Here is a 22,760-nt window from a genome sequence, read left to right as displayed (position 1 = left end):
CGTATGAAGGAAGAAAAGAAAATATTTGTCACAAAGGCTACATTGCCTCCTAAGGAGGAATTCCTTGAGTATGTAGATAAGATATGGGAGAGTGCCTGGCTTACCAATATGGGTGATGTACATAATGAGCTTGAAGATACTTTAAGTAAATTTATGGACGATATGGATATAGTTCTTACAGTAAACGGACATCTGGCATTGGAACTTGCATTACAGTCTCTAAAGATAGAAGGTGAAGTTATAACAACACCATTTACATTTGCATCTACCACCCATGCCATAGTAAGAAACGGACTTAAGCCGGTTTTTTGCGATATCAAGGAAGATGATTTTACACTAGATCCTGAAAAAATAGAAAAGCTTATAACAAAAGATACCAAGGCTATAATGCCTGTACATGTATATGGTAATGTATGTGATGTGGAAGCCATTGATAGAATAGCAAAAAAGCATGGATTATATGTAGTCTATGATGCGGCACATACATTCGGTGAGAGATATAAAGGAAAGAGTGTAGCGGATTTTGGAGATATGAGTATATTCAGCTTCCACGCAACAAAGGTGTTTAACACCATAGAAGGTGGTGCTATAGCTCTCAGAGATAAGGAGAGAAGAAAGTCTTTGGATTTTTTGAAAAACTTCGGTATTGCGGATAAGGAAAATGTTCCGTATGTGGGTAGCAATGCAAAGATGAATGAGTTTGCGGCCGCTATGGGACTTTGCAATATGAAGCATCTTCCCGAGTACATAGAAAAAAGAAAGAGAATCTGTGAGCTATATACAGACAGGCTCTCAGATATAAATTCTCTTAGACTTAATAAATATAATGATGACACTACATACAATTATGCATATTTTCCGATAGTTGTTGATAAGGGCGATAGAGACGAGTTATATGACAGTTTGGCAAAGGAAAATATTTTTGCAAGAAAGTATTTTTACCCATGTACAAATGCCTATGAATGTTATAGTGAAAGCTTTGATGCAAATGAAACACCTATTGCACTTGATATTTCAAAAAAGGTTTTGACCTTGCCTATATATCCTGATTTGGAAGAGGCTGAGGTAGAGAGGATATGCAGTGTTATACGGAGAGAACTATGAAAGCAAAAAACTTAAAGGTTTTGGAAGAAAACGGCTTTCAGGTTCCAAAGTTTAAAATAGCTTATCCCGGAGATGAGATTGACTTTTCATATTTTGATTCGGAACTTTTTGCCGTTCGCTCAAATGATGCACATGAGGACGGTGAAAACTTTTCCTATGCAGGACAATTTTTAACTGTTTTAAATGTTCCAAAATCAGAAGTGGATAAGGCTATAAAATCAGTGGTAGACAGTTATAAAAACAGATACTACGAAGAAAAGCTTGGTATACAGGCAGAAAACAAAATATCAAGTGTAATAATTCAGGAAATGGTGGCGTCCGAATATTCAGGTGTTTTATTTACTGCCAATCCTAAAGGCATCTTAAATGAGACGGTGATAGTGGTAGGAAAAGGACTTGGAAGCAGTATAGTGGAGGATAAAGCTGAAACAATTACCTATCACCACTACAGAGACGGAGCTACATATAAAGAGGGAAATACCTTGAACTTTCCTGAAAACCTTGTAAAGGAACTTGAAAAAACCGGAGAAAGAATCGAAAAGCTTTTTAGAAAGCCGATGGATATAGAGTTTGCCGTCAAGGATGAAAAAATATATATTTTACAGGCAAGAGAGATTACGAGTCTTGATTTTACAAAAAATATTCGCATTTTAGATAACAGTAATATTGCTGAAAGTTACCCCGGAGTTTGTTCTAAGCTGACCGGAAGCTTTGCCGGGGAGGTATACACAAGGATATTTACAAGACTTATAGGAAGAGTGCTTGGAAAATCAGCAAACAGGTATGAAGACTTGTTTACGCATATGGTCAGTTACTTTGGGGGAAGGATGTACTATGAAATCAGTAGCTGGTACGATATTTTAAGACTATTACCCTTCTCTTCAAAGATTATCCCTATTTGGCAAAAGATGCTTGGTGTAGAGGATGAAAAAATACACTTTTCTAAAAAAAGACCAAGCTTATTCATAAAAACAAAGCTTTTCTTTTCAACTCTTTATCTGTTTTTAATCTCACAAAAAAAGATGGCGGATCTTTCACTTTTTTTCAAAAAAGAATTCCAATACTATAGTGCAAAAGTTGAAAATGAAGAGGACCCAAAGAAGCTGTACAATCTTTTTTTGGAAATGGAAGATGTATTCTTTAAAGAGTGGGACTGGACATTGATAAATGATATGGTGTCATTTTTGTCCACACATTTTGCAGGGAAAAATGTGAAAAATACCCTGGCACTTGAAAGTAAAAAGCCTGTAGAAGCATTGAATGAATTGGTACATACATATTCAAAATTCGGTGCAAGCTCGAATGAATATAAAGAAAAGAAAGCGGATTATATCAAATACTATGGTGACAGAACTATAGGGGAGCTGAAGCTGGAGACAAGGACATTTGCAACAAATCCCGAATTGCTTGATAAGATGGTGGAAGAAAGGGCGATGCTTCCCGTACAGGATATTAATAAAAGTACTGTAAAGATAAAGAAGTCTTTGGCAAGGAGTTCAACCAATTATCGAGAGATTTCAAGGATGAACAGAAGCAGATTGTTCGGACTAATGAGAAAACTGATAGATAAAATAGGTGCAAAGACTGTGGGCGAAGATATTTATCATCTATCACTTCCACAAATAAGAGAAATGATATTTTCAGGTAAGGATTTTACCGAAGAAATAAAAGAAGAAAAAAGGCTGATGCTTGTATACAATGAGCTTCCGACTATTAAAAAAGTTGTGCTTTTGGGTGATCCGGTTATAGATTTTTCAATTATGGACAGAAGTATTTGTGATGAAGAAACCGAGAGAGATTTTCTTACAGGAAGAGGCGTTTCAAGCGGAAAAATTACGGGTGAAGTTATTAAAATAACAGATATGAGAACCGTGTCATTAAAGGATGTGAAGGATAAGATAATAGCCACATATTCAACTGATCCGGGCTGGTTTCTTCTACTTGATGTAGCAAAGGGAATTTTAGCAGAGAGAGGTTCTTTACTTTCGCATACAGCAATAGTTGCACGAGAGTTAAAAAAGCCTGCAGTGGTTGGAATTTCGGATTTGATGAATCATATAAAAAACGGTGATATAGTGGAGCTTGATGGCGATAAGGGTTATTGTAAGGTAATAAGGGAGAGTAAAATTGAGTGAGATAAATGTAAGCATAGTGAAAAAGAACAAGGATAAAGAATTATTCCTTAGATTCCCTGCGAAAGTCTATGATGATAAACATATAATGCAGGATAAAATCTTTGAAAGAGAGGTTTTGGAAAACACCAATATTTTGTGTAAAGGTGTAAAGATAATACCGCTTATAGCAAAGAATAAGAAGGAAGAAGTAGTAGGTCGCTGCCTGCTTTCATTTTATGAGGATGATACGGCCTATATAGGTTTTTTCGAATGTATCAATAATAGTGAAGTGGCAAAAGAATTACTTGCGGCAGGTGAAAATCTGGCTAGAGAAGAGGGAAAAAAGAAAATTTTGGGGCCTATAGATCTTTCCTTTTGGGCAAGGTATCGCTTTTGCACCTCTGAAGATTTGCCATATATCGGAGAACCTGCAAATAAGGCATATTATCAGGGGCTTTGGGAGGAAAACGGTTTTAAAGTATCTGAAGAATATATTTCCAATTTCTTTGATGTTGCTGATGAAAGCTTTGACAGCGAAAAGGCAAGGAAGAGATTGCAGGATGCAAAAGATGAAGGCTATGTATTTACACATCCTGATACAGATAATTTTGAAAAATACCTAAGAGATATATATCCTGTTTTGATAGAAGGCTATAAAGACTTTTGCGGATTTAAGATGATATCTGAAGAGGACTTTGTAAAACTCTATTCACCTTTAAAAATGGTAATAGATACGGAGACGGTTTTTCTTGCGTACAAGGATGGAGATTTAAAGGGCTTTTTAATATGTCTGCCTGATTACGGAAATTTACTTTGTAAATCAAGAACACCTGCACTCTTACTAAATGTGATGAATGTGAAGTCTCATGCAAAAAGATATGTACTCTTATATATGGGAGTTAAAAGAGACTGCCTTGGACTTGGCTCGGCACTTTCACAGCAAGTGGTGGACAGGTTGAAAGAAAAAAAGGCGAGCGGAATATCCGCACTTATTCACAGCGGCAAAGCGAGCGGAGGATATTTTAAGGATAAGATAAAAGAGCAAAGAAAGTATGTGATGCTTGAAAAAATGCTTTAGAATTTGAGGATATGGATGAAGAATAAAACATTTTTAAAAAGTATATATTGTGCTATAGAGGGACTTATCTTTGCTCTAAAGACAGAAAAAAACTATAAGTATTACATTGTTATAGATATTATATTTTTTCTCTTGGACTTCTTTGTATTTAAGACGGATAAGGCCGGTTGGTATGCATATATTATTACCTCTGCAGCTGTTTACGGCCTGGAATGTATAAATACTTCCATAGAACATATTTCAGACTTTATTTCAGAGGATGTACATCCTGAGATAAAGGTTATTAAGGATATGGGAGCTGCCGGAGTGCTTTGCTTCGGTATAGCATTTTTTGCCGTACAGATTATGGAATGTATAAATTATTTAGGAGTAGCATTATGATCATATCACTGTATATAAGTATGCTTCCTGTAATCCTTGGCGGAGTTTTCAATATGCTCTTTGTAAAGATAAAGGCGCTTGATTTTTTACGAATACCTGTAGACGGCGGTAAGAGTTTAAAAGGAAAAAGAATTTTCGGCAACAGTAAGACGGTACTTGGGTTTATAGGAATGATACTTGGCACTGCATTTGCGGCAATACTTTGGGGATTATTTTTAAAACAAACAGGATTGGAGCATTACAATCTGATCTATAAAAATTATCCCAATACGGTTTATTTTAATCTTTTATCCGGAGCATTATTCGGATTTGCATATATGCTCTTTGAGCTGCCAAACAGCTTTATAAAAAGAAGATTTGATATAGATGCAGCCACAAGAGGCAGATTTCCTGCAAATATAGCTACATTCGTATACGATCAGATAGATTCGATGATAGGAGTAATGCTGGTGCTTGCAATATTTGCAGAGCTTAGCTTCATGCAATATATTTTGGCGGTTTTGCTTGGTGGGATCACTCATGTGGCTGTAAATATGATTTTGATTTTGTTTAAAGTAAGAAAGTATTTATGATATGAAAAAGATATTTTTGGGAGTATATCATCCAAGTGTTATACTGACTTATATAGGTGTATTGATTTCGATATTCGGGATTTTCTTTGCAAAGAGCTTGTACCTTGCTACTATTTTACTGATGCTTGCAGGAGTCTGTGATGCATTTGACGGAGTATTTGCAAGGATGTATAAAAGGACCGAGCTTGAAGAAAACTTTGGAGTTCAGATAGATTCGTTTGCCGATCTGATTTCATTCGGATTGTTTCCCGCAAAGATATATATAAGCTTTTTTTCTAAAAATATATATATTTCATTTGTACTTGTAAGTTTATATATTTTGGCGGTAATAATAAGACTTGCGTATTTTAACTGCAAGGGAAGTGAAGATAAGTTTTATTTTACAGGACTTGCTGTAACATACTCCGCATTTTTTATATCTTTGTATGTGGTTATTGCAAAGTATATAGAGAGTTTTTCGGCTTTACCGATTGAGTGCCTGTATATATTTTTAATTTTGGCATTTTTGTGGAATAAGAAGATAAGGAAGCCGAATCTTTATATCAGAACAGCTTTTTTGATTCTTGCCATTGTGTTTATAGCTTTATTGCTGATATAGGTGATACTTTGGAAATAATTGATAGAAGAAGCGGTAAAATAATAAGAGAAGAGGAAGACTCGGCAAAAGTTATAGAATTTTTATATCACAGTTTTTTGGGCAGGCTATTTTTAAAACTTATTTTTGCAAGGCCATATTTTTCAAAATTGCTGTCAATATATTATAAAAGTCACTTGTCTAAAAATAAGATAAAAAGCTTTATAAAAAAATATGATTTGGATAGAGGGCTTTTAAAGAGAAATTTCAAGAGCTTTGCCGATTTTTTTTCAAGAAAAGAAAAGATAAATGTGGATAATGAGGGGTTTTTAGCCACTGCAAGTGGAAAACTTAGAGTATTTAAAATAGGTGAAGACGGAAAACTCTATCTTGGAAATAAAAAACTTAGTATAATGATAAAGGGCAATGTTTACAATACGGATAAATTGTTGAAAGCCCCATTGCCCGAATGGGCAAGAGGTGGATATCTTTTATTATACAGACTAAGTCTTTGTGATTATCACAGATATATTTATCCGTTAACAGGAAGAAGCGAAAAAAGAAAAGAAATTTCCGGCAGACTTGAAAGTGTCAGAAGAGATGCCGCATACTGGAGAGCATTTGCTGAGAATAAAAGGGTGTTGGAATATTGGATGAGTGAATATGGCAAGATGCTTCATATGGAGATAGGAGCAATGCTTGTAGGACATATTCATAACTATAACAAACGCTACTTTTATAAAGGTGAGGAAAAGGGTTTTTTCTCGTATGGCGGTTCAAGTATAGTTGAGATAGTCGGCAAGGAAATAGAGATAGACAGAGATATCTTAGAAAACAGTAAAAGAAATTTTGAAACTAAAATCCGAATCGGAGAGAGGATAGGATATGGAAAGATTAAAAAGGCTTAGAGTTTATTTTAATGAAATGTTTCCGCTTATTCCAAGACTATGTCTTGGCTACATTGTGTTTTTGGAAATCTACTTTATAGTACTTCTAAATCACGGAGTAAGCGGAAAACAGCTGCTTTTATTTGATAAGGTTGAAGGGCAGTCCGATTTAATATCTTATTTTATACAGCATGATGTAATAGGTGTAATAATCGGAGGATTTACAATATTCAGCTTTTTACTTTGGCTGCGTATTGCGGATGATTTTAAGGATTATGAGCTGGATTGCAGACTTTTTGCAAGCAGACCGCTTCCATCGGGTAGAGTGCATAAGGATGATTTAAGAATTTTTGCTACTGTACTTATCGGAATAACCATTTTTATAAATATACTTTTTATGAGGAATTTTATTTTCTGTCTTATACTTTACAGTTACGGAAGCTTGATGGCGGTATGGTTCTTCCAAAAGCATAAGATAGCAAAGTCATTGCCTCTTGCCTTGGTTACACATAATCCGGTACAGATAATATTAAATATTTATGTTATTTCTTATGCGATAATGAAGTATAAACTTCCGATATTTGATATTACAAATTTGATGGCGGTTATGACACTTTATTTCCCCGCACTTATTTGGGAGATTTCCAGAAAGATTCGTGCACCTAAAGAGGAAACCGAATATGTCACATATTCAAAGCTGTTCGGATATAAGAAATGCGTTGATTTTGTATTTCTTCTTACTTGGCTTGATATACTTACAAATGTGGTTTTGGTATGGAATCTGAATAAGATCTCTGTAGTGGCATTACTTGCAAACACAGTGTGGTGTTCTATGAAATTCATTGAATATAAGAAGGATCCGGGCAAATACAGAATTGTCAGTAAGGTGGAAAGATATACATATATACAGGAATGTATGATGATTGCAACTATTGTAATTTATTTGATAGTTGGAAAGATATAGATAAGGAGTAGCATATGAAATACGATTTTTTAGTAGTTGGAGCGGGGCTTTTCGGAGCAATATTTGCATATGAGGCAAAGAAGCGCGGTAAGAGTGTTTTGGTAATTGATAAGAGAGATCATATAGCCGGAAATATCTATACCGAGAATGTAGACGGAATAAATGTTCATAAATATGGTGCTCATATTTTCCATACTTCAAATAAAAAAGTTTGGGAGTATGTAAATAATTTTGCAGAGTTCAATAATTATATCAATGCACCTGTTGCCATATATAAGGATGAACTTTACAATCTGCCGTTTAATATGAATACTTTCAGCAAGCTTTGGAATATAAAAACTCCCGATGAGGCAAAGGCGATTATAGGAAAACAAAGACAGGAATCAGGAATTACAGACCCTAAGAATCTGGAAGAGCAGGCAATATCTTTGGTCGGAAAAGATGTATACGAAAAGCTTATAAAGGGATATACGGAAAAGCAGTGGGGTAGAGATGCAAAGGAACTTCCGGCATTTATTATAAAGAGACTTCCACTGAGATTTACATTTGATAATAATTATTTCAATGACAGATACCAGGGTATTCCTATAGGAGGATATACCGGAATAGTTGAAAAGCTTCTTGAGGGTATAGAAGTAAGAACAAATACCGAGTACAGAGATTTCATAAAGGAGAATCCTGATATAGCTGATAAAACTGTATATACCGGAATGATTGATGAGTTCTTTGATTATAAACTTGGAGTGCTTGAGTACAGAAGAGTATACTTTGAGGATGAAAGACTTGATACCGACAACTATCAGGGAAATGCAGTGGTAAACTATACTGAAAGAGATGTGAAGTTCACCAGAATAATAGAGCATAAGCATTTTGAATACGGCAATCAGGACTTCACCATTATTTCAAAAGAATATCCTACAGAGTGGCAAAAGGGTGAGGAACCGTATTATCCTATCAATAATGAAAAGAACAATGCTCTATATGAAAGCTATGTCAAGCTTTCAAAAACAAGACCTGAGATAATCTTCGGTGGCAGACTGGGAGCATACAAGTACTATGATATGGACAAGGTAGTTGAAGCGGCACTTGATTGTGTGGAGAAGAATTTATAATATATGAAGTATGATCAAAAACAACACCCTTTGTGGCTTGGTATACTGTATGCAACAGCAATATATGGTTCAATAGTTTGGGTTATACTGTATGCTATAAGCATTGTTGTTGCTACGGTAGTAATGATTCCAATGTGTATACTGTTTATATTTGTTTTGATATCACAAATGCGAAATATTTCATTTGCTAAAAAGGAGGAAGATGTAGACTACTGCCTGAAAACATATTTTATATATAAATATATAACGATGCCTGTTGAATTAATCTGTGCAGGAATAATAGGTGCTTCTATTTTTGTAATATTCGGAATGATAATTCATTGGCCAAAAGAAGATCTTATAGCCGCTTTTTTTGCTTTATTTTTTGCTATGATTATTTATATGATTATTGCAATAATACCGTATGTGTTGATAGTATTTGTCGTAATAGGGTTGCCGTGTTTTATATCAATTGAGTATGTCTTAGGTATTACACAAAAAAAATACGGTATATCTTCTGCGGAAAGAGCGATACATTTTTTATTGCAGATGATACCGGTGTTGAATATTATAGACGGACTGTATATAAGTATAAAGTATTGGAATAGAGGCAGGGGATTGGCTGTTGTGACTGCTGTTTTTACCTTTTGTGTAACAGCATTGGTATTGTCGATTTATTTGGTAAATAGATTTTAGGCATAATCTTGTGTAAATGAGTACGGAGGAAATAATTTGAAGAAATTCCGGCCTGTTTTAGATATATTCTATATAATTTTAATATATGCATGGCTATGCTTTAATATAATTGTTTTGCATCAAATCTTATCGGAATCAGATGTAAGTATTCCTACTGTAATTGTTGCAGTGAATAATATATTGTTTATTGTGGTATATGTAATACTTATCAGAGTACAAATTATAAATATACTGGAAGCTATAAAGACAGAGGATATAGATTACTGTATAAATAACTATTTCTTTTATAAATACACACTTATGCCAATTATGTTAATTGGTAGAGGTCTGCCTGTTTTTATTTGCTTAGGCGGAGTAGGAGCCTTTTTTTTGGTATTTTTAATGCCGTTTGTCATTATTACTTGGCCATTTATAATTGGTATGTGGATTTTACTACCTGTACTGCTGGTATGCACAACTTTAATAGAGTTGCCATGTTTTATATTAACTATTTGTATTTTGGACATTACAAGGAAGCAAAAGAAGATGACTTTTGAGAGAACTTCAATGCATTTTATCCTTCAACGGATACCGGGAATAGATTTGATAGACGGATTGCATATAAGTACAAAGTACTGGAATAAGGGCAGGATGCTTGCAAGGATAACTTTCATATGTATTGCTGTAAGTATATTAATTGGAATATTGATAGACTTGTTTTCCAGATTTGTAAAGTAACTTAAATAATCTATGATAGAATAAAATAGTTTTGTATAAAAGAGGGGGCTGTAACGTAATTTTTTATATGTTACAGCCCATTTTATATTTAATGATTTTTAGGTATAAGTTCTTCTCTTACCATTCCATATTCTATTACATTTTCATTGTTATCATATGTAAAGTATAGATAATCAGATAAACCGGAGGTTAGTCTATAATAATAAGTATCCGAAGTTTTTATTCTAGGTTCTCCAAGGTAGCCCACAACACGAGATTTGCTTAAAACTCCATTTTGCTCAGGTAATAATCCTATACTGGCTGGAAAAAACTGTTTATATATGATTTTTTTTAGTGGACGAACTGAAATCTTTGTAACAGTTAATAGATTATCTTCAGTTTTTCCTTTTTCGAGCCTAAATGTTATAGTGCCATCTTCAGAAAGATATATATAATTATTTCCATCTTTTTCATTAGGTTCATTATATCTTTTAATGAGCACTTCCTCTTCAGAACCAAGGACTACACCATTAAGGTGAATTCTATTGGCAAATATGGCGTTATCATAATCTAATAAAATATCATAACGGCTTTTATCTTCTCTGGCACCGGATATATCACCTATGTGCTTTATAAAGTTTTCTCTTGCAAGTTTTAGAGTAAGAGGTTTTGAATCATAAAATTCCTCAGGTACAGAAATTTCATAATTTACATATGATATGGAATCATTGGCTATTATTAAAAGCAAAGCATTATTGTCAAGCCTTGGAAATATATATGGTGAAGAATGCAAAGGATTTTCATCTATGCCGGGTGGTGTTAAATCAATATCATAAAGCCTGGATGCTATTGCACCTTCATAAAATTCATCATATTTGATTGTTATGGTCGAAGAGTCATCACTTAAATCCACATCACTAAGTTGTATATATTCAGCTATCTCAGGGAGTTTGCTAATGATATTTTTTAAGCTGTCCTTATCAGTCTTTTCATTAATAGTTAACTCATTTAAATTTTCATAAGGGAAATAGATACTTTCTGATAAGGAAAATTCATCATCTACTGAAGCTTGAGTCAGATCACTCTCTGATGAAGCAGTAGTTTTTTCTTCTTTGGAAGGTTCTTGTGTAGAGATAGATTCACTTTCCTGTGTAGCAGATGAGGTTTGGCTCTCTTTGGATGAATGGCATCCTGAAAGTGAAGACATTAAAAATGATAATAAGAATAAGGCAAATAGCTTCTTTTTCATTATAAATTCTCCTAAAAATATATTTGAAGTTTACTCACGTAAATACTATCATTAAATATATGGATTGTAAATATGGAGAAAAACTTTAAATTCAAATTCAATCCTTCAATTCAAGTATCAGTTTAGAAGTTTTTGCAGTATTAAAATCTCTTGTTCACATAGGTATCACATTATTGATAACCATTTTTCTATAAAAGTGGAAATGTATTGATTGAATAAAGATACAGGATATCCTGCATGAAAATCATCTGCCTACAGGTGTATAGGAATAGAAAACGCACTACGGTCTTGCATTCCTCATATTATAAAAGTTTTTTAAAAGTATTGGAATAAAATATATTTATAAAGTTATTAAAATTAAGACTTTTTTATCTTAAACATTGTTCCAAACTTAGTCATAAATAAATTTGCAAGAGTGGTATTTAAAATATATGTAAAAATAGAATATATCATGAAATAAACCGAAGAGGATTATGAGTGTAATGACAAACATGAAGAGTAAGTAATGTTGAATATATACTTAGTAATACAATATAGGAATAGCGAAGTAGAAAAATTCTGCTTCGCTATAAAGTTTAACTTACTATGACTACAGGATTGTTGATTTCAGCTGTAGTATTTTTGTTTGATTTTTTAGTTTCCGGCCGGTCCTACACTTGCCTGTGTGGAAACGGCAGCCGTAGAAGTTTCGGGAGTTGCTGTTATCTCGGGAACAATCTGAGACATAGCACCTGAAGCGTCTATACGGTAGTCTGTACCGTTTACATTTACAGTTGTATTGACAAGCATCTTTCCGCTTTCATCAAGATAGTATGAAACATTATTGACATTTATCATACCTCTTGCCATATTTCCCGAACTGTTCATGTAATACCAGTTTTTATCTACATTTATCCATCCGGTCTTCATAGCACCGCTTGGAGATAGGAAATATCTTTGGTTGTTTAAATCAATCCAGCCTGTCTGCATCTTGCCTGAGCCGTCCAAATAGTACCATGTACCGCCGTCATTGACCCATCCGGTTGATATGGAGCCTGACTTGTCAATATAATACCAGTCGTTGCCATCCTTTAACCAACCTGTCTTCATAGCACCCGAGTCGGTAAGGAAATATCTGTTCTTTCCGTCATTTATCCAACCTGTTTGCATTTTACCGGTATTGTCCGTGTAGTACCAGGTGTTTTTATCATTGATCCAACCTGTCTTCATAACACCGTTATTATCCATATAATACCAGGCACCTGAATCATTCAGCCAACCCTTATACATAGCACCTGACTTGGTGAGAAAATATCTTGAGTTTCCGATATCTGTCCAACCTGTCTGCATCTTACCTGTATTGTCCATGTAATATCTTTGGTTACCGGTATCAATCCAGCCTGTCTGCATTCTACCGTTGTTATCCATGTAGTACCATGTGTTATTGTCATTTACCCAACCGGTGGTCATAACACCTGAAGGAGCCAGGAAATATGTGTTTTTACCGTCTACAAGCCAACCTGTCTGCATTTTACCGTCTTTGTCGGCATAGTATCTCTTGTTTCCGTCATTGATCCAACCTGTAATCATCTTGCCGTCAGTGCTGTCAAGATAGTACCAGTCTGAATTTTCTTTATACCAACCTTTTTTTGCGGCACCGTTTTTTGACGAATCCAGATAATAGCTTGCATTATTTGAAGTAAACCAACCTGTCTTTGCCGTACCGTTTGAATCCATATAGTAAGAATTGTTGGAGTCATGTACCCATGAATCCTTTACCATATTGTAGTCTTTGTAATAATATCTCTTTCCTGCAATAGTTCTCCAGGTATTTGCAGGAATCTTATCGGAAAAAGATTTATATTGGAAGTCAATATCTACATTACCTTTTATACCGTTTACCTTACCTGTACTTGTAGCCTGCCAGATAACAGGATCCGGATATGAATGCTTTACATTATATCTGGCAACCCAGATATCGTATTTTTTCAAGGCATTCATATCAAGCTTGTTTGCAATCCAATAGTCATTTGCATATACAATAGGATAATATCCTGCGGCTTCCACCTTATTACAGAATGTCTTTATTATAGCTGTAAGCTCGTCTTTTGGAAGTTTACCCTGTGTATTGGCATCCTCAACGTCAAAAGCTACAGGATATGAAATAGGATAATCCTTTATTATATCCAGAACAAAGTCAGCCTCTGCATCAGCCTGTGCGACTGTCATTGCATAGGAATAAATATATACTCCGAGCTTTATACCTCTCTTGTTTGCTTCAGTAAGATTTCTTCTTATAACAGGGTCAATCTGACCTTTGTATCTGGTTCCGTGTATGATGAACTGAACATCATCTGCGGCAACCTTGTCCCAGTCAACATCACCTTGATAATGTGAAAGGTCAATACCTCTTGCAACTACTCCGGTAAGGGATGATCCGTCAAGCATTTGATATACTCCCGGTGTTTGCATTGTCCATTCATTGGCTGCAAATGATGTAACCGGACTAAGCAAAGACAGCGCAAGTGACAAAGATATAGCCGTTTTTATAAATTTATTTAAATGCATTTTGTACCTCTATTTCGGTCCGGATGTTTCACCGGGTTTTAAACCTACTTCATCCTTGCTTGAAGAAGAACTTTGTGCATTCTTTTTGCTCTCATCAGCCGGACTTTTCGCTTCTTCTTTATTATTTTTTGCTTTTGCCTCATCAAGCGGTGAAGCGGGAGCTGTTGTTTCTTTGCTTCCGGGTTTAGCTTCGGCAGAAGCTTGGGCAGCTGAAGAGGAAGAAGAACTTGAAGATTCGGTTTTTGCTCCGGGTGCAACTGTAGGTGCCTCATTAGCGGCTGCAGTAGGTGCTGCCGTACTGCTTTTACCGTCTGATTTCTTTGTTTCGGATATAGCATTAGTGACACTGCTAGGAGTGCCACTAAGATTTGTACATACACCATTTGCATCAAATGTGTATTCTTTTCCTTCTATATTTATAGATTTACCGGTTACCATCTTTCCGTCGGCATCAAAGTAATAATACTTGCCGTTTGATTGCAACCAACCGGTAATCATATGACCTTTTTCATTGAAATAGTAAGATGCACCGGAAATTTTCTTAAGACCGAATGTCATTTTACCGTGATTTTCGCCTTCAGCTTCTTCCATATAGAACTTATGAGTACCGTCATTTATCCAACCTGTTTTCATAGAACCGTCAGCATTGAAATAGTAGTAAACGCCGTCGATTTGATTCCATGATGTATACATCTTTGCGGAACTGGAGAAATAATAGGTCTTATCGCCTACTTTTGTCCAACCGAAAGCGGCTCTTCCGTCAGGCTTGAAATAATACCACGCACCGTCCATCTGTCTCCAACCTGTGGCCATGACACCTGTGCCCTTAAGGTAGAAGTAGTTTGAATCGCTCTTTAACCAGCTGTTTTGTACAAGGTTTCCGCTGCTGAGCGTGTAATACCAGTCATTATCAACTTTGAACCAGCCTGTAGCCATTATTCCGTTAGACTTAAAGTAATACCATTTGGAATCGATTTTCTTCCATCCGGTCACCATAACGCCTGTAGACAAATCCATATAATAATACCCGTTTGAAGACGGGAGCCAGCTTTTGTGCAATTGTCCGTTGTCATCGAGATAGGTCCAAGTACCGTTTGACTCTTTCCAACCGTTTGCAGCGTATACCGCAGAAACAGCAGAAAGTGAAAGCAAGCCGCTTATCATACCTGTAACCAACATTTTTCTGATAGTATGTTTCATATGTCCTCCTTTTATTAGATTATCCGGGAATAAAACTGATTTTAATCTCACGATTCCCTATATCAAGTTATTATAGCATCTTAGTCAACAATAAAATAGTTCCTATATTATAACAAATATTTACGATTTACAGAACACCATTTTATCATCTTTCAGCTCAAAAAATTTTTGTATAATTTTTTTGAAAATAAGTTTTTAATTTAACAATAATACTGATAAAAACAACACGGATATAGACAAGTAAGAATTATATAGGTATAATAAGAAAACCGAAAAAAATTAGTATAAAATGCAATATTGAAAGTTTTTGAGGTTTTGGAGTATAGTAGGAGGTATGAGATATGGAAGCCTTAAAATATTTGTCACTGATTTCGCAGGTCGGCTTTACCATGGTTACACCGATTTTACTATGTACATTTTTGGGTATGAAATTGGAGGAAAGATTTCACTTTCCGTTTACGCTGATATTTATGCTTTTAGGGGTTATAAGCGGATGTATGTCAGGGTTTAGACTGATCATGAATACCATAAAAAAGATGGACAAAAAGAAAGAAGAAAACCTGCAAAAACAAGAAAATACTTTTGTTTTGCCAAAAAGAGAAAGTAGGATTTTTAAGAATAAGGATGAATAAGGAAACAAGAAGAACATGTCTTTATATGGGTATGGGAGTTTTACTTTATGAAATCATTTTGAGCCTGGCGACAATCCCGTTTGCAGGGATTATGAAGTATTCTGTTTATCCAATTGAACTTGGGATACTTATAGGTAGCGTTTTGGTAATAGGCATGGTCATTGATATGGGAATATCCACAGAAGACAGCCTGTATGGGGGGAACCCTTCTTTTGCGCAGAGAAAGATTATGATTCATTCTTTGCTTAGGAAGGCGGCTTTATTTATTGTTGTAGCAATATTTTGGAACAGTAGATACATAAATGCACTCGCGATTGTCATATCTGTTTTCGGACTGAAATCGGGTGCATATATGTATCCATTGTTTAAAAAAATATTTGAAAAAAGAAGAAAGGAGGAGACATGAGCTTAAGTATTTTAGCTGAAAGTGCAGCCGGAAGCAAAAATTTGGATTTTATGATCCATGGCCTATATAAGTATAAGCTTTTCGGACAGGAACTCTATTTGACTACGACTACAGTTTCCTTATTGATTGTTGTCTTATTGATTACAATATTTGCAATATTTGCAAACAGAGCAATAAAGGCGGCAGATCCATACAATGTCCCAAGCGGATTTGTAAACTTTTTGGAATGTGGTATTGAAGCATTAGAGGGAATGACCGATACTATACTTGGTGGAAACAAGGATAGATTCTTAAACTATATAGGAACGATTTTTATCTTTATTTTTGTTTCTAATTTCAGCGGTTTGCTCGGACTTAGAAACCCGACAGCGGATTATGGTGTGACTTTTATGCTTGGATTTTTTACATTTTTAATAGTAAATTTCCAGGGTATAAAGAACAGAAAGTTAAAACATTTTACATCGCTCTTTGAGCCGATACCGTTGCTCTTTCCGATAAATGTTATCGGTGAGATAGCAAACCCGATATCTATATCATTGCGTCTTTTTGCAAACGTGCTTTCAGGTGTTTTGATCATGGGGCTTTGGTATGGTATGATGCCGATCTTTTTAAAGATTGGTGTGCCGTCATTCTTACATCTGTATACAGATGTATTTTCAGGAGCATTGCAGACATATGTTTTCTGTATGCTTAGCATGGTCTATATCAATGACAAATTAGAATAGTTCATTGGATAGTAAAATATTTTCATGGATTTAAGTGAGGAAGTGCCTCACTTGATATCATATATTTTGGAGGTTATTTATGAATATGACAGGACAGGATTTTATATTTGGTTGCTCTGCTATAGGTGCGGGACTTGCAATGATAGCAGGTATCGGACCGGGTGTCGGACAGGGTATTGCAGCAGGACATGGTGCGGCTGCAGTAGGTAGAAACCCGGGAGCAAGAGCGGATATCACATCAACAATGCTTCTCGGACAGGCCGTTGCCGAGACAACAGGTCTTTACGGACTTGTAGTTGCTATGATTCTTATGTTCGTTAAGCCTTTCGGCGCTTAATTTGGAGGTTTTATGGAAAGACTGATAGGATTTGACCCTCAGCTTTTGGCTGATTCAGCCATTACCGGCTTTGCGGTCCTTTTCTTGTTCTTTATTCTTTCCTATTTGCTTTTTAATCCGGCTAAGGAGATGCTCAAAAAAAGAAGAGAGCGAGTTGCCGGAGACCTGGAAAGTGCAAAAGATGCAAAGGCAAAAGCTGATGCTCTTAAGGCGGAGTACGAAGAAAAATTGGCCTCTTTCCAAAAACAGGCTGATGCAATCTTAGAGGACGCCAGAAAAAGGGCAAAGGATAGAGAAAACGAAATCATAGAAGAAGCAAAGGCGGAAGCTAGAAGAATTACTGACAGGGCGAACAACGAGATAGAGTTGGCAAAGAAAAAAGCCATGGAAGAAGTAAAATCAAATATAGTGGATGTTGCTTCGATTATTGCAAGCAAGGCAGTCAATTCTGCAATGAATGTTGAAGTGCAGGATAGACTTGTTGAAGAGACTTTAAAAGAAATCGGAGATGGTACATGGCAAAATTAGTGTCCAAAGTATATGGAGATGCTTATGTGTCGGTAGTATCTGAAAAGAACAATCTGATTGATGCACTTGAAGAAATAAAATCCGTAAAGAATATTTTTACTGAAAACAATGAAATCATGGGACTTCTTGATTCACCTAAGATGGATGATGAAGAAAAAATTGATTTTGTAAAGGGAATATTTGAGAATCACATCAGTGTTGATTCATTGGGATTTTTATTGACTGTAATCGAAAAGAAGAGACAGGCTGAACTTATATCTATACTTGATTATGTTATAGATTGTATAAAGGAGCTTCTTCTTATCGGAAAGGCAACTGTTACGACTGCGCTGCCGCTTGATGATTCAAAGAAAGATAAAATAGTGGATGAGCTTTTGAAGTCATCACATTATAAGTCTCTTGAAGCGGAATACGTGGTAGATGAGAGTATCATAGGCGGTATTGTCATCAGAATCGGTGACAGAGTTGTGGATTCAAGTGTAAAAACAAGAATTGATAAGATGAGAAAAATGTTATCATAAGCCGTATTACCGGCAAAAAGTTTAAAGAAAAGAGGTACGAGTCTAGTGAATCTAAGACCTGAAGAAATCAGCTCAGTTATAAAAGAGCAGATAAATAAGTATTCAACTAAACTCGAGGTATCAGATGTGGGTACTGTTATCCAGGTAGCAGACGGTATTGCCAGAATACATGGTCTTGCAAAGGCTATGCAGGGTGAGCTTCTGGAATTCCCGGGGGATGTTTACGGCATGGTTCTTAACTTGGAAGAGGACAATGTCGGTGCTGTTTTACTTGGTGATAAGAAGAATATCAGCGAGGGTGATACAGTAAAGACCACAGGTAGAGTTGTAGAGGTTCCTGTAGGAGATGCACTTACAGGTAGAGTTGTAAACGCGCTTGGACAGCCAATCGACGGAAAGGGACCTATAACTTCAGATACCTTTAGAAGAATAGAGAGAGTTGCACATGGTGTTATCGAAAGAAAATCGGTAGATACACCGCTTCAAACAGGAATAAAGGCCATTGATGCCATGATTCCTATAGGAAGAGGACAAAGAGAGCTTATAATCGGTGACAGACAGACAGGAAAAACTTCTATTGCTGTAGATACTATAATCAATCAAAAAGGACAGAATGTTCACTGTATCTATGTTGCTATAGGGCAGAAGGCTTCTACTGTTGCATCAATTGTAAAGACTTTTGAGGATTACGGTGCTATGGACTACACTACAGTAGTAGTTTCTACTGCAAGTGATCTTGCACCGCTTCAATATATCGCACCTTACTCAGGTTGCGCTATAGGTGAGGAATGGATGGAAAGAGGAGATGATGTACTCGTAGTATACGATGATCTTACAAAGCATGCTGCCGCATATCGTACACTTTCACTTCTTCTTAAGAGACCACCGGGCCGTGAGGCTTATCCGGGTGATGTATTCTATCTTCACTCAAGACTTCTTGAGAGAGCTTCAAGATTGTCAGAAGACCTTGGTGGCGGTTCACTTACCGCATTGCCTATAATAGAGACACAGGCAGGAGACGTTTCAGCGTATATTCCTACAAATGTTATTTCTATTACAGACGGTCAGATTTACCTTGAGACAGAGATGTTCAATTCGGGATTCAGACCTGCTATCAATGCCGGACTTTCAGTATCAAGAGTAGGTGGTTCTGCTCAGATCAAGGCGATGAAGAAGATTGCAGGACCTATAAGACTGGAGCTTGCGCAGTATAGAGAGCTTGCATCATTTGCACAGTTCGGTTCAGAACTTGATGAAGCTACAAAGAATCAGTTGGCACAGGGTGAGAGAATCAGAGAGATCTTAAAGCAGCCAAACTACAAGCCGATGCCTGTAGAGTATCAGATAGTTATTATCTTTGCCGCTACAAAGAAACTTTTACTTGATGTTCCTACGGAGAAGGTACTTGAGTTCCAGGATAAGTTGTTCAGATTTATAGAGAGCAAGCATCCTGAAATAGCTGCTGAAATTAGAGATAAGAAAGAAATTTCCGACGATTTGGCAAAAAGACTTACAGATGTTATCAATGAATGTAAGAAAGCATAGTGCAGGTGTATTATGGCTTCAATGAAGGAAATAAAGCGTAGGCGTGCGGCGATACAAAGCACTGCTCAGATTACCAAAGCCATGAAGCTTGTAGCAACGGTTAAGCTTCAAAAAGCAAGAACAAAAGCGGATGCTTCCAAGCCATACTTTACCGTAATGTATCAAACTATCGCATCAATGCTTGAGAAAAGTGAGAATATATCTCATAAGTATCTTAAGAAAAATGACGGCGGTAAGACAGGCGTATTGGTTATTACAGGTAACAGAGGTCTTGCAGGAGGCTATAACAATGCTGTAAGCAGGCAGGTAATAAGCGAATTCAAAAGCAATGAAACACTTATATATGCAGTGGGTAAAAAAGGTAGAGATACACTCTTACATAAAGGTTTTGAAGTAGAGGGAGACTTTTCAGAGATTGTGGAAGAGCCGCTGTACAAGGATGCCGCAGATATTACAAAGGTATTGCTTGACGACTATGAAAGCGGAAAGCTCTCAGAGATTTATGTGATATATACCAATTTCAAGAATACGGTGGTACATGATCCTGTACTTTTGAAATTGCTTCCTATCAGCAAGGAAGATTTATTACAGCCTGAGACTACAGAAAGTGAGGGTCCGAGAGCCCTTATGAATTATTCTCCCAATGAAGATGAAGTATTGGATGCTATAATTCCAAAATACATTTCTTCTGTTATTTATGGCGGTCTGATGCAGTCTGTTGCTTCAGAAAACGGTGCCAGAATGACCGCTATGGATTCCGCAACATCAAATGCGGAAGAACTTATAGATAAGCTCGGCTTACAGTATAACAGAGCTCGTCAGGGTGCTATCACTCAAGAGCTTACAGAGATTGTGGCCGGAGCCAACGCCATAGAATAACGATCGGAAACGAATGAAGAAGAGGAAGGAGAAAAGTTGATGGCAGAGCCAAATATTGGCAAAATAACCCAGATTATCGGTGCTGTTTTGGATATTAAGTTTTCCAGAGGACACTTGCCACAAATCAATGAGGCAATAAAGATAGATACAGCTGACGGAGTGCTCACTGTAGAGGTTGCACAGCATCTGGGAGATGATATAGTAAGAACAATTGCCATGGGAAGTACAGACGGACTTGTTCGTGGAATGGAAGCAAGGGCTACAGGAGCTCCTATTTCAGTTCCTGTTGGTGAAAACACTCTGGGTAGAATTTTTAATGTACTTGGAGAGGCAATTGATAAGAAAGAACCACCTAAGGTAGAGGAGTATCTTCCTATACATAGAAAGGCTCCAAGCTTTGAGGAGCAGTCTACTCAGACCGAGATTCTTGAGACAGGAATCAAAGTAGTTGACCTTTTATGTCCATACCAAAAGGGTGGAAAGATAGGACTCTTTGGTGGTGCCGGAGTAGGAAAGACTGTACTTATTCAGGAGCTTATCAGAAATATTGCAACAGAGCATGGTGGGTATTCAGTATTTACAGGTGTAGGTGAGAGAACCAGAGAGGGTAATGACTTATACCATGAAATGACCGACTCAGGAGTTATCAATAAGACAACCATGGTATTCGGTCAGATGAATGAGCCACCGGGTGCGAGAATGAGAGTAGGACTTACAGGTCTTACAATGGCGGAGTATTTTAGAGATCAGGGTGGAAAGGATGTACTTCTTTTCATCGACAATATCTTCAGATTTACACAGGCAGGTTCAGAGGTTTCAGCACTTCTTGGACGTATGCCTTCTGCGGTAGGTTATCAGCCTACACTTCAAACAGAGATGGGTGCGCTTCAGGAGAGAATCACTTCTACAAAGAACGGTTCCATTACATCTGTTCAGGCTGTATATGTGCCTGCGGATGACCTTACCGACCCCGCTCCTGCAAATACATTCGCTCACCTTGATGCTACTACGGTTCTTGACCGTTCTATAGTGGAGATGGGTATTTATCCTGCAGTAGATCCTCTTGGTTCTACTTCAAGAATACTTTCACCTCATATAGTGGGAGAAGAGCATTATCAGGTAGCACAGAGTGTGCAGGAGGTATTGCAAAAGTATAAAGAGTTACAGGATATTATTGCCATGCTTGGTATGGATGAGCTTTCTGAAGAAGATAAGCTTACTGTAGCAAGAGCAAGAAAGATCCAGAGATTCCTTTCACAGCCTTTCTTCGTGGCAACACAGTTTACAGGAATTGACGGAAAGTATGTACCTCTATCAGAGACTATCAGAGGATTTAGAGAAATTCTTGAAGGAAAGCATGACGATATACCTGAGCAATATTTCCTAAATGCAGGAACTATCGACGAGGTTGTAGAGCGTGCCTCTAAATAGGAGGTAGTATGGACAAGTTTGCATTAAAGATAATGTGTCCCGACCATGTTTTTTTTGAAGGGGATGCTACAATGGTGGAGTTTACCACAACACAGGGGAATGTCGGTATATATGCCAAGCATATCCCTATGGTAAATGTAATAGCACCGGGTAAATTATCTATACATAGTGAAGACGGAAGTGTAAAGACTTGTGCCCTTCACTCAGGCTTTGCGGAGATCTTACAGGATGAGGTTACAATACTTGCCGATTCATGTGAGTACAGTGATGAGATAGATGTTAACAGAGCTAAAGAGGCAAAGGAGAGAGCCCAAAAACGACTTTCTCAAAGAGACGGTATAGATGTTGCCAGAGCTGAGCTTGCACTCAGAAGAGCATTGGTTCGTCTGGATGTAGCAGGGATTAAATAAATTATAAGGATTGTATGTTGGTTTTAAAAGGGATGTAACATACAATCCTTTTTTATTTCTGTCAAGCATAAATGATTATGTCCCAAAATAATTAATTTATAAGCCCCCACAAAGGGGCTTTTATTATGCGCTTTTTACGTCGTCTTCAATTCTGTGTGGCTGTGAATGTGCAAATTTATTAAAGGCCTCTAAT

24 protein-coding genes are annotated in these 22,760 nt (G+C 36.6%); 21 read left to right on the top strand and 3 right to left on the bottom strand.

The window, feature by feature from the left end; genetic code table 11:
* The first annotated feature begins 3 nt into the window (after nucleotides 1-3).
* From SBH76_RS12555 to SBH76_RS12505, 11 genes are read left to right on the top strand one after another with little or no spacing between them, the layout of a single operon-like run.
* Nucleotides 4-1,104, top strand: a complete 1,101-nt coding sequence (locus SBH76_RS12555) for a DegT/DnrJ/EryC1/StrS family aminotransferase (protein WP_317978049.1) — start codon at nucleotides 4-6, stop codon at nucleotides 1,102-1,104.
* On the top strand, nucleotides 1,101-3,239 hold the full coding sequence (locus SBH76_RS12550; RefSeq protein WP_317978048.1) for a PEP/pyruvate-binding domain-containing protein: 2,139 nt from the start codon (nucleotides 1,101-1,103) through the stop codon (nucleotides 3,237-3,239). Before SBH76_RS12555 ends, SBH76_RS12550 begins: the two co-directional genes overlap by 4 nt.
* A complete protein-coding gene (locus SBH76_RS12545; RefSeq protein ID WP_317978047.1) occupies nucleotides 3,232-4,296 on the top strand; it encodes a hypothetical protein in 1,065 nt (354 codons plus the stop codon). The genes SBH76_RS12550 and SBH76_RS12545 overlap by 8 nt, the downstream gene beginning before the upstream one ends.
* A 15-nt stretch (nucleotides 4,297-4,311) precedes the next feature.
* On the top strand, nucleotides 4,312-4,677 hold the full coding sequence (locus SBH76_RS12540; protein ID WP_317978046.1) for a diacylglycerol kinase: 366 nt from the start codon (nucleotides 4,312-4,314) through the stop codon (nucleotides 4,675-4,677).
* Nucleotides 4,674-5,249, top strand: coding sequence for a CDP-archaeol synthase (locus SBH76_RS12535; protein ID WP_317978045.1), 576 nt, complete (start codon nucleotides 4,674-4,676; stop codon nucleotides 5,247-5,249). The genes SBH76_RS12540 and SBH76_RS12535 overlap by 4 nt, the downstream gene beginning before the upstream one ends.
* Nucleotide 5,250: 1 nt before the next feature.
* Nucleotides 5,251-5,847 (top strand): CDP-alcohol phosphatidyltransferase family protein, encoded by a 597-nt coding sequence (locus SBH76_RS12530; RefSeq protein WP_317978044.1) that lies wholly within the window; start codon nucleotides 5,251-5,253, stop codon nucleotides 5,845-5,847.
* Nucleotides 5,848-5,855: 8 nt separating this feature from the next.
* Nucleotides 5,856-6,731, top strand: coding sequence for a phosphatidylserine decarboxylase (locus SBH76_RS12525; RefSeq protein ID WP_317978043.1), 876 nt, complete (start codon nucleotides 5,856-5,858; stop codon nucleotides 6,729-6,731).
* The gene (locus SBH76_RS12520) at nucleotides 6,709-7,674 is read left to right on the top strand and encodes a UbiA prenyltransferase family protein (protein WP_317978042.1); all 966 of its coding nucleotides are present in this window, start codon (nucleotides 6,709-6,711) and stop codon (nucleotides 7,672-7,674) included. Before SBH76_RS12525 ends, SBH76_RS12520 begins: the two co-directional genes overlap by 23 nt.
* A gap of 14 nt (nucleotides 7,675-7,688) precedes the next feature.
* Nucleotides 7,689-8,786, top strand: a complete 1,098-nt coding sequence (glf, locus tag SBH76_RS12515) for a UDP-galactopyranose mutase (RefSeq protein WP_317978041.1) — start codon at nucleotides 7,689-7,691, stop codon at nucleotides 8,784-8,786.
* Nucleotides 8,787-8,789: 3 nt separating this feature from the next.
* A complete protein-coding gene (locus tag SBH76_RS12510; RefSeq protein ID WP_315085318.1) occupies nucleotides 8,790-9,461 on the top strand; it encodes a hypothetical protein in 672 nt (223 codons plus the stop codon).
* 36 nt (nucleotides 9,462-9,497) lie between these two features.
* Nucleotides 9,498-10,178 (top strand): hypothetical protein, encoded by a 681-nt coding sequence (locus SBH76_RS12505; RefSeq protein WP_315085316.1) that lies wholly within the window; start codon nucleotides 9,498-9,500, stop codon nucleotides 10,176-10,178.
* Nucleotides 10,179-10,266: 88 nt separating this feature from the next.
* On the opposite strand, the gene SBH76_RS12500 is transcribed toward SBH76_RS12505, so the two are convergent.
* The 3 genes from SBH76_RS12500 to SBH76_RS12490 all read right to left on the bottom strand — a co-directional run bounded on the left by SBH76_RS12500 (nucleotide 10,267) and on the right by SBH76_RS12490 (nucleotide 15,153).
* On the bottom strand, nucleotides 10,267-11,406 hold the full coding sequence (locus SBH76_RS12500) for a hypothetical protein (RefSeq protein ID WP_315085314.1): 1,140 nt from the start codon (nucleotides 11,404-11,406) through the stop codon (nucleotides 10,267-10,269).
* A 633-nt stretch (nucleotides 11,407-12,039) separates the two neighbouring features.
* Nucleotides 12,040-13,953 (bottom strand): GH25 family lysozyme, encoded by a 1,914-nt coding sequence (locus SBH76_RS12495; RefSeq protein WP_317978040.1) that lies wholly within the window; start codon nucleotides 13,951-13,953, stop codon nucleotides 12,040-12,042.
* Nucleotides 13,954-13,962: 9 nt separating this feature from the next.
* Complete coding sequence (locus SBH76_RS12490; protein WP_315085309.1) at nucleotides 13,963-15,153, bottom strand: cell wall-binding protein; 1,191 nt, start codon at nucleotides 15,151-15,153, stop codon at nucleotides 13,963-13,965.
* Between the two features lie 341 nt (nucleotides 15,154-15,494).
* Here SBH76_RS12490 and SBH76_RS12485 point away from each other — a divergent pair, with 341 nt between their 5' ends.
* The 10 genes from SBH76_RS12485 to atpC all read left to right on the top strand — a co-directional run bounded on the left by SBH76_RS12485 (nucleotide 15,495) and on the right by atpC (nucleotide 22,567).
* The gene (locus SBH76_RS12485) at nucleotides 15,495-15,785 is read left to right on the top strand and encodes an AtpZ/AtpI family protein (protein ID WP_314098227.1); all 291 of its coding nucleotides are present in this window, start codon (nucleotides 15,495-15,497) and stop codon (nucleotides 15,783-15,785) included.
* Entirely contained in the window at nucleotides 15,778-16,191 is a 414-nt protein-coding gene (locus tag SBH76_RS12480; RefSeq protein WP_317978039.1) for a hypothetical protein, read from the top strand. Before SBH76_RS12485 ends, SBH76_RS12480 begins: the two co-directional genes overlap by 8 nt.
* Complete coding sequence (gene atpB, locus SBH76_RS12475; RefSeq protein WP_290650104.1) at nucleotides 16,188-16,916, top strand: F0F1 ATP synthase subunit A; 729 nt, start codon at nucleotides 16,188-16,190, stop codon at nucleotides 16,914-16,916. The genes SBH76_RS12480 and atpB overlap by 4 nt, the downstream gene beginning before the upstream one ends.
* Nucleotides 16,917-16,995: 79 nt before the next feature.
* Complete coding sequence (atpE, locus tag SBH76_RS12470; protein WP_007594440.1) at nucleotides 16,996-17,253, top strand: ATP synthase F0 subunit C; 258 nt, start codon at nucleotides 16,996-16,998, stop codon at nucleotides 17,251-17,253.
* Nucleotides 17,254-17,265: 12 nt separating this feature from the next.
* On the top strand, nucleotides 17,266-17,781 hold the full coding sequence (gene atpF, locus SBH76_RS12465) for a F0F1 ATP synthase subunit B (protein ID WP_317978038.1): 516 nt from the start codon (nucleotides 17,266-17,268) through the stop codon (nucleotides 17,779-17,781).
* Complete coding sequence (gene atpH / locus SBH76_RS12460) at nucleotides 17,769-18,302, top strand: ATP synthase F1 subunit delta (RefSeq protein WP_314757286.1); 534 nt, start codon at nucleotides 17,769-17,771, stop codon at nucleotides 18,300-18,302. Before atpF ends, atpH begins: the two co-directional genes overlap by 13 nt.
* A gap of 45 nt (nucleotides 18,303-18,347) precedes the next feature.
* Nucleotides 18,348-19,847, top strand: a complete 1,500-nt coding sequence (gene atpA, locus SBH76_RS12455) for a F0F1 ATP synthase subunit alpha (protein WP_314098236.1) — start codon at nucleotides 18,348-18,350, stop codon at nucleotides 19,845-19,847.
* 12 nt (nucleotides 19,848-19,859) lie between these two features.
* Nucleotides 19,860-20,726, top strand: a complete 867-nt coding sequence (gene atpG / locus SBH76_RS12450; RefSeq protein WP_290650117.1) for an ATP synthase F1 subunit gamma — start codon at nucleotides 19,860-19,862, stop codon at nucleotides 20,724-20,726.
* A 39-nt stretch (nucleotides 20,727-20,765) separates the two neighbouring features.
* Complete coding sequence (gene atpD, locus SBH76_RS12445; protein WP_009664014.1) at nucleotides 20,766-22,157, top strand: F0F1 ATP synthase subunit beta; 1,392 nt, start codon at nucleotides 20,766-20,768, stop codon at nucleotides 22,155-22,157.
* 8 nt (nucleotides 22,158-22,165) lie between these two features.
* Nucleotides 22,166-22,567: an ATP synthase F1 subunit epsilon gene (atpC, locus tag SBH76_RS12440; RefSeq protein WP_290650120.1), complete on the top strand. Its 402-nt coding sequence runs from the start codon at nucleotides 22,166-22,168 to the stop codon at nucleotides 22,565-22,567.
* The last annotated feature ends 193 nt before the right edge of the window (nucleotides 22,568-22,760 follow it).

Source organism: Lachnoanaerobaculum sanguinis (assembly GCF_033242365.1).
Lineage (GTDB): Bacteria > Bacillota > Clostridia > Lachnospirales > Lachnospiraceae > Lachnoanaerobaculum > Lachnoanaerobaculum sanguinis.
The sequence above is the reverse complement of the archived record's forward strand: the minus strand, read 5'-3'. Positions and strand labels throughout refer to the sequence as shown.

What these genes read in the sequence shown, in the direction of transcription:
- SBH76_RS12530 (WP_317978044.1), top strand. Translation starts at nt 5,251, where the DNA reads ATGAAAAAGATATTTTTGGGAGTATATCATCCAAGTGTTATACTGACT.
- atpB (WP_290650104.1), top strand. Translation starts at nt 16,188, where the DNA reads ATGAGCTTAAGTATTTTAGCTGAAAGTGCAGCCGGAAGCAAAAATTTG.
- SBH76_RS12540 (WP_317978046.1), top strand. Translation starts at nt 4,312, where the DNA reads ATGAAGAATAAAACATTTTTAAAAAGTATATATTGTGCTATAGAGGGA.
- glf (WP_317978041.1), top strand. Translation starts at nt 7,689, where the DNA reads ATGAAATACGATTTTTTAGTAGTTGGAGCGGGGCTTTTCGGAGCAATA.
- SBH76_RS12555 (WP_317978049.1), top strand. Translation starts at nt 4, where the DNA reads ATGAAGGAAGAAAAGAAAATATTTGTCACAAAGGCTACATTGCCTCCT.
- atpG (WP_290650117.1), top strand. Translation starts at nt 19,860, where the DNA reads ATGGCTTCAATGAAGGAAATAAAGCGTAGGCGTGCGGCGATACAAAGC.
- atpH (WP_314757286.1), top strand. Translation starts at nt 17,769, where the DNA reads ATGGCAAAATTAGTGTCCAAAGTATATGGAGATGCTTATGTGTCGGTA.
- SBH76_RS12550 (WP_317978048.1), top strand. Translation starts at nt 1,101, where the DNA reads ATGAAAGCAAAAAACTTAAAGGTTTTGGAAGAAAACGGCTTTCAGGTT.
- SBH76_RS12500 (WP_315085314.1), bottom strand. Translation starts at nt 11,406, where the DNA reads ATGAAAAAGAAGCTATTTGCCTTATTCTTATTATCATTTTTAATGTCT.
- SBH76_RS12490 (WP_315085309.1), bottom strand. Translation starts at nt 15,153, where the DNA reads ATGAAACATACTATCAGAAAAATGTTGGTTACAGGTATGATAAGCGGC.
- SBH76_RS12520 (WP_317978042.1), top strand. Translation starts at nt 6,709, where the DNA reads ATGGAAAGATTAAAAAGGCTTAGAGTTTATTTTAATGAAATGTTTCCG.
- atpC (WP_290650120.1), top strand. Translation starts at nt 22,166, where the DNA reads ATGGACAAGTTTGCATTAAAGATAATGTGTCCCGACCATGTTTTTTTT.
- SBH76_RS12510 (WP_315085318.1), top strand. Translation starts at nt 8,790, where the DNA reads ATGAAGTATGATCAAAAACAACACCCTTTGTGGCTTGGTATACTGTAT.
- atpF (WP_317978038.1), top strand. Translation starts at nt 17,266, where the DNA reads ATGGAAAGACTGATAGGATTTGACCCTCAGCTTTTGGCTGATTCAGCC.
- SBH76_RS12485 (WP_314098227.1), top strand. Translation starts at nt 15,495, where the DNA reads ATGGAAGCCTTAAAATATTTGTCACTGATTTCGCAGGTCGGCTTTACC.
- SBH76_RS12480 (WP_317978039.1), top strand. Translation starts at nt 15,778, where the DNA reads ATGAATAAGGAAACAAGAAGAACATGTCTTTATATGGGTATGGGAGTT.
- SBH76_RS12495 (WP_317978040.1), bottom strand. Translation starts at nt 13,953, where the DNA reads ATGCATTTAAATAAATTTATAAAAACGGCTATATCTTTGTCACTTGCG.
- atpD (WP_009664014.1), top strand. Translation starts at nt 20,766, where the DNA reads ATGGCAGAGCCAAATATTGGCAAAATAACCCAGATTATCGGTGCTGTT.
- SBH76_RS12535 (WP_317978045.1), top strand. Translation starts at nt 4,674, where the DNA reads ATGATCATATCACTGTATATAAGTATGCTTCCTGTAATCCTTGGCGGA.
- atpE (WP_007594440.1), top strand. Translation starts at nt 16,996, where the DNA reads ATGAATATGACAGGACAGGATTTTATATTTGGTTGCTCTGCTATAGGT.